General features: G+C 42.6%; 13 protein-coding genes. All 13 read right to left on the minus strand.

The features are described 5' to 3' along the window. Positions 1 to 142: 142 nt before the first annotated feature. Positions 143 to 922, minus strand: coding sequence for an L-threonylcarbamoyladenylate synthase (locus FOA33_RS04985; protein ID WP_221160842.1), 780 nt, complete (start codon positions 920 to 922; stop codon positions 143 to 145). A gap of 33 nt (positions 923 to 955) precedes the next feature. Beyond that, entirely contained in the window at positions 956 to 1,549 is a 594-nt protein-coding gene (gene leuD, locus FOA33_RS04990; RefSeq protein ID WP_000410640.1) for a 3-isopropylmalate dehydratase small subunit, read from the minus strand. Between the two features lie 9 nt (positions 1,550 to 1,558). Further along, complete coding sequence (leuC, locus tag FOA33_RS04995) at positions 1,559 to 2,941, minus strand: 3-isopropylmalate dehydratase large subunit (RefSeq protein ID WP_221160843.1); 1,383 nt, start codon at positions 2,939 to 2,941, stop codon at positions 1,559 to 1,561. 3 nt (positions 2,942 to 2,944) lie between these two features. Continuing rightward, positions 2,945 to 3,214 (minus strand): DUF1294 domain-containing protein, encoded by a 270-nt coding sequence (locus FOA33_RS05000; protein WP_221160844.1) that lies wholly within the window; start codon positions 3,212 to 3,214, stop codon positions 2,945 to 2,947. Further along, complete coding sequence (gene leuB, locus FOA33_RS05005) at positions 3,211 to 4,248, minus strand: 3-isopropylmalate dehydrogenase (protein WP_221160845.1); 1,038 nt, start codon at positions 4,246 to 4,248, stop codon at positions 3,211 to 3,213. Before leuB ends, FOA33_RS05000 begins: the two co-directional genes overlap by 4 nt. 11 nt (positions 4,249 to 4,259) lie before the next feature. Further along, a complete protein-coding gene (locus tag FOA33_RS05010; RefSeq protein WP_221160846.1) occupies positions 4,260 to 5,822 on the minus strand; it encodes a 2-isopropylmalate synthase in 1,563 nt (520 codons plus the stop codon). 314 nt (positions 5,823 to 6,136) lie between these two features. After that, entirely contained in the window at positions 6,137 to 6,793 is a 657-nt protein-coding gene (locus FOA33_RS05015; protein ID WP_221160847.1) for an MmcQ/YjbR family DNA-binding protein, read from the minus strand. A gap of 43 nt (positions 6,794 to 6,836) precedes the next feature. After that, entirely contained in the window at positions 6,837 to 7,469 is a 633-nt protein-coding gene (locus FOA33_RS05020) for a copper homeostasis protein CutC (RefSeq protein WP_084932650.1), read from the minus strand. 93 nt (positions 7,470 to 7,562) lie between these two features. Continuing rightward, positions 7,563 to 7,922 (minus strand): YbaN family protein, encoded by a 360-nt coding sequence (locus FOA33_RS05025; RefSeq protein ID WP_001220351.1) that lies wholly within the window; start codon positions 7,920 to 7,922, stop codon positions 7,563 to 7,565. Between the two features lie 106 nt (positions 7,923 to 8,028). Further along, entirely contained in the window at positions 8,029 to 10,116 is a 2,088-nt protein-coding gene (gene topA, locus FOA33_RS05030; protein WP_221160848.1) for a type I DNA topoisomerase, read from the minus strand. A gap of 116 nt (positions 10,117 to 10,232) precedes the next feature. Next, positions 10,233 to 11,081: a DNA-processing protein DprA gene (gene dprA / locus FOA33_RS05035; protein ID WP_221160849.1), complete on the minus strand. Its 849-nt coding sequence runs from the start codon at positions 11,079 to 11,081 to the stop codon at positions 10,233 to 10,235. A gap of 80 nt (positions 11,082 to 11,161) precedes the next feature. Then, a complete protein-coding gene (locus tag FOA33_RS05040) occupies positions 11,162 to 11,785 on the minus strand; it encodes a hypothetical protein (RefSeq protein WP_221160850.1) in 624 nt (207 codons plus the stop codon). A 137-nt stretch (positions 11,786 to 11,922) separates the two neighbouring features. Beyond that, positions 11,923 to 13,746 (minus strand): translation elongation factor 4, encoded by a 1,824-nt coding sequence (lepA, locus tag FOA33_RS05045; protein ID WP_221160851.1) that lies wholly within the window; start codon positions 13,744 to 13,746, stop codon positions 11,923 to 11,925. Between the last annotated feature and the right edge of the window lie 74 nt (positions 13,747 to 13,820).

Below are 13,820 nucleotides of genomic sequence, written 5' to 3' on the forward strand. Positions count from 1 at the left end.
AATTTACTTTCACAAGTAAGTTCTATTAATATATAGTTCATCTCTAGAATATCATATCCTATAGAAAAAGAAAAGAATTTCTAAAGAAAAAGCCCAGTGTTAGGAGCTTCAATGTCTCTTAACACTAGACTTCTTTTTTATCTTAGTAATACTCTCCCTGACGGTAGTTCCATGAGTTAAAGGTATCTGACAAGTGCATCATAATCTTATCAATGTCAAGTCCTTTACGGATCACAACTGGAGCTGGTGAGATTGAACGGGCTCCTCCTTGTTCTGGGATGAGTTTGCCGTCCTTATCAACCATAGAAACCATCACACCTTGCTCGTAGCGTGTTTCAATCGTTTTATCAGGTTGGATGGATGCCACGTAGTCGTCTGCCTCTATGACAAGATCCACTGCCCCTTCGATACGTTCTCCAATCCCTTCCACCTTACCACGGTTACCTTTTCCAGATGGGTTAGCTGATGAGGCATAGACCATCTTGCCTTCTTCCCAAAGTTTAGCAGCTAATTGTTCACCAGCTTTCCCGAATTTGATAACAAAACAGCTAGTACCACGAACGTCAGTCATAAGCTCTTCACGGCCATCACCGTATACTTTCAATTTCTCAAAGGCTTCTGGTTTCCATGGAAGGATACAACCGAGGAGAATATCTTCATCCCAATGTTTTTGGTAGAAGGCTTCAATTTCTGGATTGAGTTGTGCTAAAGCGCGAAGCTCATCCATGCTACCACAAAGTACAACACCTGGTTTGTTACGGTTACGTTCTTTAGCTTCAAATTTGCGTTCAAGACCTGCCTTATCGCTAGTCATGATAATGTAACCAACTTTGGTAGGACAAACGATACAACCACCCTCTCCTTTTAAAATGTCATAGCCTTCTTGTGAAAGTGTTCCGTTCCATTGAATGTGTTTTGTCATAGTTCTATTTCCTTTTCTATTTTTATTCTAATCCTAATCCTGCCAATAGGCTGGGCGTTGTTTTTCATAGGCAGCAATCAAGTCTTCATACTGCAAAGTAATTCCGATATCATCCAAACCATTTAAGAGCTTGTGTTTCCACTCGCTATCTATTTCGAAAGTGAATTCTCCAACTGGTGAGATGATTTTTTGTTGTTCCAAGTCCACAGTTACCTGGTCAGTTGGTTTGAGCTGGGCTAGTTTCTCTCTAACCTCTCTGGGCTGAACAATAGGCAACATGCCATTATTGAGTTCATTATTGTAATGAATGTCCCCGAAAGATCCTGCAATCACGACCTTAAAACCATAGTCGGCTAGAGCCCAAGCTGCGTGTTCCCTCGAAGAACCTGCCCCAAAGTTATCCCCTGAGATGAGAATACTAGCTTTTCGGTACTCAGGTCGGTTAAAAACAAAGTCTGGATCCTCAGTATAGTTATCGTCCAGATAACGCCAAGCATACATGAGATACTTACCAAAGCCTTTCTTATCAATTAACTTGAGAAACTGCTTGGGGAGTATTTGGTCGGTGTCGATGTTATCATTCATGAGAGGAACGGTCGTTCCCGTATAAACTGTAAATTTCTCCATATCCTCTCCTTAATGGGCCTCTGGCATTTGCCGAACATCTACGAAACGCCCTGCGATAGCTGCTGCCGCTGCCATGGCTGGACTGCAGAGATGAGTCTTAGCACCAAAGCCTTGTCTGTCTTCAAAATTGCGGTTACTGGTTGAGGCACAGTGAACACCATCAGGGACCTTGTCCGGATTCATCCCTAGGCACATAGAGCAACCTGGGTCTCGCCACTCAAAGCCAGCATCTAAGAAGACCTTATCCAAGCCCAACTTCTCAGCAGCTCGTTTGACAGGACGAGAGCCTGGAACCACGATAGCCGTTAAGTTGGGAGCAATCTTCTTCCCTTTGACAAATCGTGCAGCCAGTTGCAAGTCACTGAGCCGAGCATTGGTACAAGATCCGATAAAAATATAGCCTAGTTCAATATCTGCTGGCTTTTGACCAGGCTCCAAGTTCATGTAATTGTAGGCTCGTTCATCATTCATATCCTTAATTTCTGGGAAGCTACTGTCAAAGTCAACGCCCATAGCAGGATTGGTGCCCCAAGTCACCATGGGAGCCAAGTCTGAGACATCCATCTGGATAACCTTATCATAGACGGCATCCTCATCGCTGACAAGGGTCTTCCAGTCGGCAACTGCCTCCTCAAAAGCTTCGGGAACGCATTCCCGTCCCTTGAGATAGTCATAGGTGGTCTGATCTGGGTTCATGATTCCCATCTTGGAGCCAAACTCGATGGACATATTGCAGATGGTCATTCGCTCTTCCATGGTCAGAGCATCAATCGCTTGCCCACGATATTCCACCACATATCCTACACCACAAGCAACCCCGTACTTGGCAATCAAGGCGAGAATGTAATCCTTGGAATAAACTCCTTTTTGAGGAACACCAGTGAATTCTACCAACATTTTCTTGGGTTTGACTTGCCAGAGGGTCTGGGTAGCGAAGACATGCTCGACCTCACTGGTCCCAATCCCAAAGGCGATAGCTCCGAAAGCTCCGTGGGTTGCCGTATGGCTGTCTCCACAGACGATGAATTTTCCTGGTTGCGTCCGTCCTGTTTCTGGACCTACCATGTGAACGATCCCCTGCTTTTCAGAACCGTGGGCCGCATGTTCAATCCCAAACTCCTCAACATTTTCAGCAAGCTTATCAATTTGAGCCTTAGAAATCACATCTCGAATATCGTAGATATTGACGGTTGGAACATTATGATCAAAAGTTCCAAATGTCAAGTCGGACCGTCTCAATCTGCGCCCCGCATCTCGTAATCCTTGAAAAGCTTGGGGACTGGTCACTTCATGAATATAGTGCTGGTCCACATACATGAGTTGGGGTTGTCCTTCTTCTCCTGTGATGACATGGCGGTCCCATAATTTATCAAAAATCGATTTTCCTGCCACCCATTACCTCCAAATAAAATATAAGACTACTAGTGTGGTCACCATCCCGAGAAACCAAACCGTTTTAAAATACCATTTTCTAGTCTTGTGGTGAAAGGTGATTCCTGCCAACCAGGCACCAAAACCACCACAAGTAAGGGCTAAAATGAGTAAGATTTTCTCTGGTATGCGCCAAGCACCTCTTCTTGCCTTGGATTTGTCAATGCCATAAATCAAGAAAATCAGCAAATTCCAAATCAAGAGGGCAAGCGTGATTCCTTCATTTATCTTCATAATCTTTCAATGACGGCTTCTGTCATTTCCCTGGTCGAAGCCTGTCCTCCAATATCTCTTGTTAAAATGCCAGCCGCTAAACTAGCTTCAACAGCACGCTCGATACGCTCCGCATCCTCATAACGTCCAAAGCTGTCTCTCAGCATCATGGCAACTGACAAAATCATAGAGATAGGATTGGCAATTCCTTGACCTGCAATATCAGGCGCTGAACCGTGAATAGGCTCGTAGAGGCTTGGACCTTTTTCAGAATGACTAGCAGATGGCATGACGCCAAGTGTGCCTGATAGAACGCTTGATTCATCAGATAAGATATCTCCGAAAAGATTCTCTGTCACGATGACATCAAACTTGGCAGGATTGGTAATCATAAGCATAGCAGCTGAGTCCACCAACTGGTGTTCCAATGTTACATCTGGGAAATCCTGAGCGACTTCCTCAGCTACTCTGCGCCAGAGTTTTGATGTTGCTAGAACATTTTGCTTATCGATACTAGTAACGAGTTTTCTCCGATTTCTTGCAATTTCAAATGCCTTGCGAATAATCCGCTCTACTTCCTCATAGCTATAGTCGTTGATATCACGCGCTTGTCGCTCTTCAAGGATATGATCTCCAAAGTAAATCCCACCTGTCAACTCACGTACCACGACAAAGTCTACACCAGCAATTCGTTCCGGTTTGAGAGGTGATAAATGCTTGAGACTGTCAAAGATTTTTACAGGCCTAATATTGGCATAGAGATTGAGTTCCTTACGGAGGGCCAGCAGTCCTTGTTCAGGCCGAATCGCTGCCCCATCATACTGGGGACTACCGATAGCCGCTAGGAGAATAGCATCTGCTTCTCTACATGCCTTGAGGGTCTCATCAGGTAAGGGATGCCCCTCAGCATCAATACCTGCACCTCCAAAGGGACATCTGTCTATTTCATAGTCAAAACCTGTTTTTGAAGCTAGAGCTTCTAGAACTGCTAAACCAGCTTCCATGATTTCTGGACCGATTCCATCCCCTGCTAGAGCTACTATTTTCTTTGTCATAGCCTTCTCCTTTACACACTAGGCATGTCTCGGTAGGAAACGCTATGTCCCATCTCACCTGCATTCTCTTTTTGAACAAAAGTATTGGCATTGATATAAGCAATCGCCGAAGCCTTTAACACATCAAAATCGAGTCCTGCTGCATTAAAGATGGTTTCGGTATCTCTGTTTTCAACAGTGACCAAAACCCGAGCTTGGGCATCGATTCCATCTGTTACCGCATCGATGGTATAGGACACCAAGCGGACAGATTGGTTAAAGAACTTATCGATAGCGTTAAAGATCGCTTCAACGGAACCTTGTCCTGTCGCATTGAATTCGACCTTCTCACCATCCATGTTGGCTAGACTAACAAGCGCTTCAATGTCATTATCTGCATGGGTTTGAAGTTGCAAATCATCAAAGTGGAAACCTTCAGGATTTTCAACCATGGTTCCAGCTACCAGAGCTCGAATATCTGCATCTGTGATTTCTTGTTTCTTGTCTGCTAGAGCCTTGAACTTAGCAAAGAGTGGTTTGATATCCTCTTCTGTAAAATCTAGGGCCAATTCTCTTAGTTTTTCTACAAAAGCGTGGCGACCTGACAATTTTCCAAGCGGAAGACTATTACTCTTAACGCCGACCAATTCAGGTGTGATGATCTCATAAGTGAGAGGATTTTTAAGAACTCCATCTTGGTGAATACCAGATTCATGAGAGAAGGCATTGCCACCAACGACAGCCTTGTTTTTAGGAACTGGAATACCCGAGAAGCGAGAAACCATTTCAGACGTATTCATTGTTTCATCCAAAACAATATCACTAGTTGCTTGGAAGAAATCCTCACGAATCTTCAAAGCAACAGCTACTTCTTCAAGAGCAACATTACCTGCGCGTTCACCGATACCATTAATAGTTCCCTGGACGCGTCCAGCACCGTGTTTAATTGCTGTCAAAGTATTCGCAGTTGCCATACCGAGATCATCGTGACAGTGGACACCAAAGACAACTTTATGATCTGATTTAATATTTTCAGTCAAGTGATCAAAGATACGTGCAAACTCTTCTGGAGTCGTAAAGCCAACTGTGTCAGGGATATTGATATAAGATGCACCTGCATCGACCGCTGTTTGAACGACTCGTAAGAGGAAATCCAACTCTGTTCTAGTCGCATCTTCAGGAGAGAATTCGACGATTTCAAACTTAGAACGAGCATAAGAAACATGTTCCTTGATAGCTTCTAAAATCTCTTCCTTGCTTTTATTGAGCTTATACTTGCGGTGAATCGGACTGGTAGCGATAAAGACATGAATTTGAGGATACTTAGCATCCTTAAGAGCCTCATAACAAGCATCAATATCAGATTTTACAGAACGAGCTAATCCTGTCACTGCTGTTTTTTTCATGGCTTTAGCAATTTCTTGAACAGCTATAAATGAATCTGGACTAGCAGCCGGAAAACCAGCTTCAATTACAGAAATTCCCCATTTCTCCAGCTGCCTTGCAATGGAAACTTTTTCCTTTATTGAGAAGTTAACACCAGGTGTTTGTTCCCCATCACGAAGGCTTGTATCAAAAAATTCAACTTTACGCATATGATTTCCCCTTTTCCAAATGTGGTTTTAAAAAAACATCTCGCTCAGAAGCCCAAGCGAGATGTTGATTTACTCCCGCTTGGTAAGCCAAACAGGACTAATGCTTTTGCACTAGCCCGAGTACCTCAACAACAAAGCAAATTGATTAAACTTAGCTGTTTTCATGTTTGACTTTCTCCTTCGTTTGATATCTTGTTTAGTATTTTAGCATAGCTAAAAACACTTGTCAAGAAAAAATCCAATATTTTCTGAAAATTTCTTCAGTAAAGAATTTTTTGCTAATTGAAAGTATTTGAAAACACAAGGGAATTTCCTTACTTTTTCAAAGTCAAATTCCAACTGATTTCTAGCAAATCTAGAACGTCATCATCAGATAAACTATCATCAAGAGTAAGACTAATCCAGTAGCGTTTGTTCATATGAAAGGCAGGATATATGCCTTTTTGTGAAAGTAAATCCGCTACTTGGTCGTGTTTGAGGTTGACTGCTTCGACTAGCCCTTCTCTCCCCTTTTCCAGCTTATCCCAAGGAATTCTCATTAAAACAGCATACCATTTTTGATTACCTTCATGGCGTAATACAGCTGTATCAGGCGATTTCTCCCAAAGATACTCCAACTGATTAGCATACTTTTCCTGAACTTGAGCCATGATACGCTTAGTCTGAGGACAGATAAAATCCTGCACATCAAAGCAAGCCTTCCGAATCTGGTGAAGAATCTCCAAACAAGCCTCACGGACACTTGCAACAAAACTTCCCCTCATGCTTTCCATGTGAACTTGAGGATAGAGGTCACCAGTCTCCTTATCAAAGACCTGAAAACTCACATTATCAGGAGTAATGGAGACTGTCATGATAAAGTCACCCTGCAAAATCTGGCAACTATAGGTCCAGACTTCTCCATTTTCTACAAAACCATAGTCTCTGGCCTTTTCTTTATTAAACTGATAGGATTTAAAAATTTCAAACATAAGTGAAAACTGCTACCAAAAGCTAGCAGTTCCTTTCTATTTTTTAAAAGACAACCTTGGTTCCATGCAATTGTGTCACACCCAGCTGGTCGATAAAGGTTTGACGGTTGTCCAAGTCAATCCCCCCACCTGGTAGAATTTCAATTTTACCTTTTGCATATTCCAAAATTCTGTGATAATGAGCGAAACGTTTCTCTAGCGAGTCTACAGACACACCAGCACGAGTTAAGATACGAGTGACACCGGCTTGGCTGAGCCAGTCAATGGCTTCCAACTGGTCTTCATCACTTAATTCATCAAAGGCCATGTGAAAGACAATTTCCATTCCTTTAGATGCGGCAATCAGCTTCTCAAGATTAGGCTTATCCAACTTCTTATCAGCAGTTAATGCCCCAAATACAACCCCTTGACTTCCAGCCTGAGCAGTCAAACGAATGTCTTCTAGCATGATCGCTATTTCAAGATCAGTATAGACAAAGTCGCCACCGCGGGGACGAATCATAGTCATGATGGTGGTGTCGTAATTAGCTGCCAATTCAACCGCTGCCTTGGTCACTCCATAGCTAGGTGTTGTTCCACCCACTGCTAGATTGTCACAAAGTTCGATTCGACGAGCTCCAGCCTGCATCGCTTTTTCTAGCAAGGTCACATTTTCAGCACAAAATTCGTAAATCATTTGATTCTCCTTGATGTTTTCTTTGAATTTATTATATCATATTATTTTAAATATACTTTCATTTTTATCAAGGCAAATAACTACTATTTTTATCTATTCTTTGTCAGGAATGACTTTAAAGAGATAGTAGGTAATAAAGACAGTCAAGGCTCCCAGACCGATTTTGACTGGCAAAAGAGGGGCAAAATAAATAGAAATTCCCATCAAGATATAGATAGATACAATGATTTTTTTCTTTCGTTCTCGCGCGATTGACTTGGTTTCCCGAAAGTCAGCTACATAGGTTTGATAAAGCTTTGTATGATAAAGCCAGTCTTCAAAACGCTTAGAAGATTTTGAAAAGCAAGCAATAGCTAACAAAAGAAAGGGGGTTGTTGGTAAAAGTGGTAGGACAACTCCAATAACAGCTAAAGCCAGTGAAATAAAGCCAATACAGAGATAAATGATACGCATGATTTCTCCTAGATAAATTACTCTTCCTCTAGTTTCGCACACAAGGGGGAAATTTGTCAAGCTCCAACCAAAAAGAGCCTGAAAATCATTTTCAGGACTCTTCATTTTACTTAATTTTTTCCTCTTCGTAGTCGCCATTACTACATACAACCTGCTTGCCACCACCACGGACTTTTTTCTCCACAAGGAAGTGTCCGCATTTTGGACAGTCACGGCCAATTGGTTTATCCCAGGAAGTAAACTCACATTCTGGGTAACGATTGCAACCATAGAAGATACGATTGCGCTTGGTTTTGCGTTCGATGATTTGTCCTTGATGACAGCTCGGACACTCGACACCAATCTCCTTAACAATGGCTTGTGTGTGACGACAGTCTGGGAAATTACTACAAGCATAGAATTTACCAAAACGACCGAGCTTAATCACCATCGGACTGCCACAAACTTCACAGTCAAATCCAGCAGGCTCATCCTTGATCTGGATTTTTTCCATTTCAGATTCAGCCTTGGCTACTTCTTTAGAGAATGGTTTGTAAAAGGTGTCAATGACACGTTGCCACTGCTCTTTACCAACTTCGACATCATCCAGTTTTCCTTCCATCTCAGCTGTGAAGGTCACATTTACGATATCTGGGAAATATTCAACGATGAGTTTGTTAACAATTTCTCCCAACTCTGTTGGTTCAAAGCGTTTAGCTGCCAGACGAACATAGTAGCGTTTTTGGATGGTTTCAATTGTCGGAGCGTAGGTTGACGGACGTCCAACTCCATTTTCCTCCAAGGTCTTGATAAGGGTCGCTTCAGAATAGCGAGCAGGTGGTTGGGTGAAATGTTGCTCTGGCTTGCTATTGACTTGCTTGACCACATCTCCAACAGCCATATCTGGCAACATCTTGTTCTTGTCAGAGTCATTATAAATAGCAAGATACCCATCAAACTTAACTTGGCTTCCATTTGCCGCAAACTGAACCCCATTTTGAGAGAGCTTAACAGCCATGGTATCAAAGATAGCAGCTGTCATCTGGCTAGCCACAAAACGGTTCCAGATAAGGGTATAGAGCTTGAGCTGGTCTTTGTCCAAGTACTTAGCGATACTTTCAGGTGTGTTAAAGACACTAGATGGACGAATGGCTTCGTGAGCATCCTGAGCACCTGAGGCATTCTTGACCCTGCTACCATGCTTGGAATACTTGCTACCAAAACGGTCGTTAATGTAGCTTGCCGCTTCGTTCTGAGCCACAGGACTGATACGAGTCGAGTCTGTACGCATATAGGTAATCAAACCTTGCACGCCTGATCCGATATTGATCCCTTCATAGAGCTGTTGAGCCACCATCATGGTCTTTCGAGTACGGAAATTGATTTTGTTAGCCGCATCCATCTGCATGGTTGAAGTCGTATAAGGTAGGGGCGCATTGCGTTTGCGTTCTTTCTTATCTACCTGGTCAACTGTGAAATCTTTACTAGTCAAATGGGACAAGACTTCTTTGACTTCTTCGTTGGTAGTCAATTTCATCTTTTTGCCATTCATACCATAGAATGAAGCCTGAAATTGCTTGGTTCCCTTCTTAAAGACACCATCAATTGTCCAGTATTCTTCAGGTTGAAAGGCATTGATTTCATTTTCACGGTCAATGATGAGCTTAAGGGCAACCGACTGTACGCGTCCTGCTGATAAGCCCTTCTTGACCTTTTTCCACAAAATTGGTGAAATCGAATACCCTACCAAGCGGTCCAAGACACGACGAGCTTGTTGGGCATCGACCAAGTCCATGTCAATCTTGCGAGGTTCTTTAAAGGCATTTTTTACTGCGTCTTTGGTGATTTCATTAAAAACCACACGGTTGGCATCATTCTCATCCAAGTTGAGAATGTGAGCCAAATGCCAGGAAATCGCTTCTCCTTCACGGTCCGGGTCACTCGCCAGAAAGACTTTATTGGCCTTTTTGGCTTCCTTTTTCAGGTCATTAATGAGAGGGCCTTTTCCACGGATATTGATATACTGCGGTTCATAGTTATTTTCAATGTCGACTGACATACTGGATTTCTTCAAATCACGGATATGCCCGACACTGGCTAGAACCTTATAATTTCGTCCTAGATATTTTTCAATCGTTTTCGCCTTAGCAGGCGACTCTACGATGACTAGATTTTTTTTAACTGTTGATTTTTTCTTCTTTGTTGCCGTAGCCACACTATCACACCTTTTCAAAGTAATAAACTTTATAAAGTGTAAACCATTTTTCTATAGCTGTCAAGACTTAGCTCCTATATATAGAAGAAAAGTTTATCTGAGTGAACAATTTCTCCTTAAAATTCAAACTCTGCCAGCACATCTTGCCCGCTGGCAATCAGTTTTGCTCCCTCTTGGATTAGGTGGTGACAGCCATCTGAATAGCCATCTAAAATGTTTCCTGGAATGGCAAAAACATCACGCCCTTCCTCCATAGCTCGCTCACAGGTGATGAGACTACCTGAACGCATCCTTGCCTCTGCTACAATAACTCCTCGACATAGTCCTGCTATGATTCGATTACGAGCTGGAAAGTGAAATTTCAAGGGTTCTTCACCTGGTCCGTATTCGCTAAGTACCAAATGGTGATTGCCAATGTGTTCCTGCAAACGTTTATTGGCTCGGGGATAAAATACATCCAATCCTGTTCCAATCACTGCAATCGTTCTTCCTCCATTCTGGAGTGCAGCCATATGGGCGGCTGTATCAATTCCTTTAGCCAAGCCACTGACCACGATCAACTCGTTTCCCAAACCTTGGATGACTCTCTGAACCGACTTTGCTCCCTGACTAGAACATGAACGGCTCCCTACAACAGCAACTTTCGGAAACTTTAACAAGTCCAGATTTCCTTTATAAAACAAGAGCGCTGGAGCATCATAAATCTCACTCAGATCCCAAGGATAACAGTCATCAAGAATAGAAAAGGAGGGAAATTTCTGGAACTCCTTCTCCAACTGTGCATCATCTATCTGGAAATAGCGTTCCATAAAGACTGCAGGATTACGGCATCCCGATATTTCTGCAATATCACCCAGCAAGAGCTCCTGATCTACAGTCTCGTCGTATTCAAGAACAGTTAAAATTTGTTGATTGGTCAGCCCGGCTTTTCTCAATTTGTAAATCTCATAGTTTGTGATCTTCATATACAACTCCATTTCTTTTTCTACTCATCTATCTATTCGTAAAAAAAATAAAAAGAAGACCAAGGATCTTCTTTTTTCATTTATTCAGTTTTAGTAGTTGACCAGCTACTTTCAATCATCGGTAAGATTGTTTTTAAAGTTTCCCCATCCCCTTCAAGTGAAACATAGCGGATTTTACCATCATTTGATCGGAAAACCCAGGTAACGAGGTATTTCTCTGACTTAGCAATTGCATTGACAACATAGGCTTCATAACCTCCAATGGTCGATTTGGAACCCCAGACCTTACTGAAATCAGAGCTTTGTTCTTTGGAAGTTAAAATACTAGATGAGACAGTCACAACATCCAGTTTAGCATATTCTTCTTCGCTGATATTAAACTGCTCAGCCTTGAAGGTATTTAGCGTAACAATGTTGATATCTGTTCCATCGCAATACTGTATATCATTTCCACCTTCTACTTCATGGAATCGAACCCATGATTTGGGTACCTTGACAAAACCATACTCATTCGAGCCGATGATTTGCGTCTCTTCCTTTTTCGCTTCAGAAACGGCAGAACTAGAGCTACTCGTTTCCTGACTGCTAGAAGAACTAACAACCGCAGTCGAACTTTCTTCGGTTGCTGTTTGCGAATTATTGGAGCATGAAGCTAAAAAAGCACTAACAGTAACTACAGTACCTAAAATCAATAATTTTTTCATCCTACCACCTCTCCATCTGCATTATAAGAAAAATAAGAACTTCTGTCAAATTCTGACCTAATTGATTCTGTTAGTTTCCGATTTTATTGCTCACATTTAAATCAAAAACTCTTGAAGAATCTTCAAGAGTTTTGTTTCTATTCTTCATCCATGCTCAAGACGCTAAGGAAAGCTTCTTGTGGAACTTCTACTGATCCGATAGCTTTCATCCGTTTCTTACCTGCCTTTTGTTTTTCAAGGAGTTTGCGTTTACGAGAAACGTCACCACCGTAACACTTGGCAAGTACGTTCTTACGAAGGGCCTTGATATCCGTACGAGCCACAATCTTGTGCCCGATTGCTGCTTGAATTGGAACCTCAAATTGTTGACGAGGGATGATTTTCTTGAGCTTATCAACGATGAGTTTCCCACGTTCGTAGGCAAAGTCCTTATGAACGATAAAGCTGAGGGCATCGACCTTATCACCATTGAGAAGGATGTCCATTTTAACCAGCTTAGATGGGCGATACTCTGACAATTCATAGTCAAAGCTTGCATAACCACGCGTCGAAGACTTGAGCTTGTCAAAAAAGTCAAAGACGATTTCAGCAAGTGGGATTTGGTAGATAACATTGACACGATTGTCATCAATATAGTCCATGGTCACAAAGTCCCCACGTTTGCGTTGAGCCAATTCCATTACTGCCCCAACAAACTCCTGTGGTACCATGATTTGCGCCTTAACATACGGTTCTTCAATAGTCGCAATCTTGGTTGGATCTGGAAACTCTGATGGGTTAGAGACATCCATAGACTCACCATCGGTCAAATTAACCTTATAGATAACAGATGGAGCTGTCATGATGAGGTCAATATTGAACTCACGCTCCAAACGTTCTTGGATAACATCCATATGGAGAAGCCCAAGGAATCCACAACGGAAACCAAATCCAAGCGCCTGCGATGTTTCTGGTTCAAACTGCAGACTGGCATCGTTGAGCTGCAATTTTTCAAGGGCTTCACGAAGGTCATTGTACTTGTTTGATTCGATTGGATAAAGACCTGCAAAGACCATAGGATTCATCTGCTTATAGCCATCCAATGGCTCTGCAGCAGGATTGCTTGCTAGGGTCACTGTATCACCCACACGAGTGTCTTGAACCGTCTTGATGGAAGCCGCAATATAACCAACATCACCAGTCGCGAGGAAATCACGACCAACTGCTTTCGGTGTAAAAATTCCGACCTCCGTCACATCAAAGGTCTTGCCATTGCTCATGAGCTGAATCTTATCGCCAGGTTTAACCACTCCGTCCATGACACGGACTTGGAGGATAACCCCACGGTAAGCATCGTAGACAGAGTCGAAAATCAAGGCCTTGAGTGGCGCCGTTACATCTCCTGTTGGTGCTGGCACTTTTTCTACGATTTGTTCGAGAATTTCTTCAATACCAATACCAGCTTTGGCTGAAGCTAAGACTGCTTCGCTGGCATCTAGTCCGATGACATCCTCAATCTCTGTACGAACACGCTCTGGATCAGCAGCTGGAAGGTCAATCTTGTTAATGACTGGCAAGATTTCCAAATCATTGTCCAAGGCTAGATAAACGTTGGCAAGTGTTTGCGCCTCAATCCCTTGGGCCGCATCAACCACTAAAATTGCTCCTTCACAGGCAGCTAACGAACGCGACACTTCATAGGTAAAGTCCACATGCCCTGGCGTGTCAATTAAGTGGAAAATATAGGTTTCACCATCTTTTGCAGTATAATTCAGCTCGATAGCATTGAGTTTGATGGTAATCCCGCGTTCACGCTCAAGATCCATACTATCCAGAAGTTGGGCCTGCATTTCACGACTAGAAACGGTCTCTGTCTTTTCCAAAATGCGGTCTGCTAGGGTTGATTTCCCATGGTCAATATGGGCGATAATAGAGAAGTTTCGAATCTTCTCCTGTCGTTTTTTCAAATCTTCTAAGTTCATGATGCTCTTCCTTTCAGGGTATCTATTAATTATAAATTGTTTTTAACATTTTGACAAGACCATACCCTGCTAGG

This window comes from Streptococcus cristatus (genome assembly GCF_019685515.1).
Taxonomy (GTDB): domain Bacteria; phylum Bacillota; class Bacilli; order Lactobacillales; family Streptococcaceae; genus Streptococcus.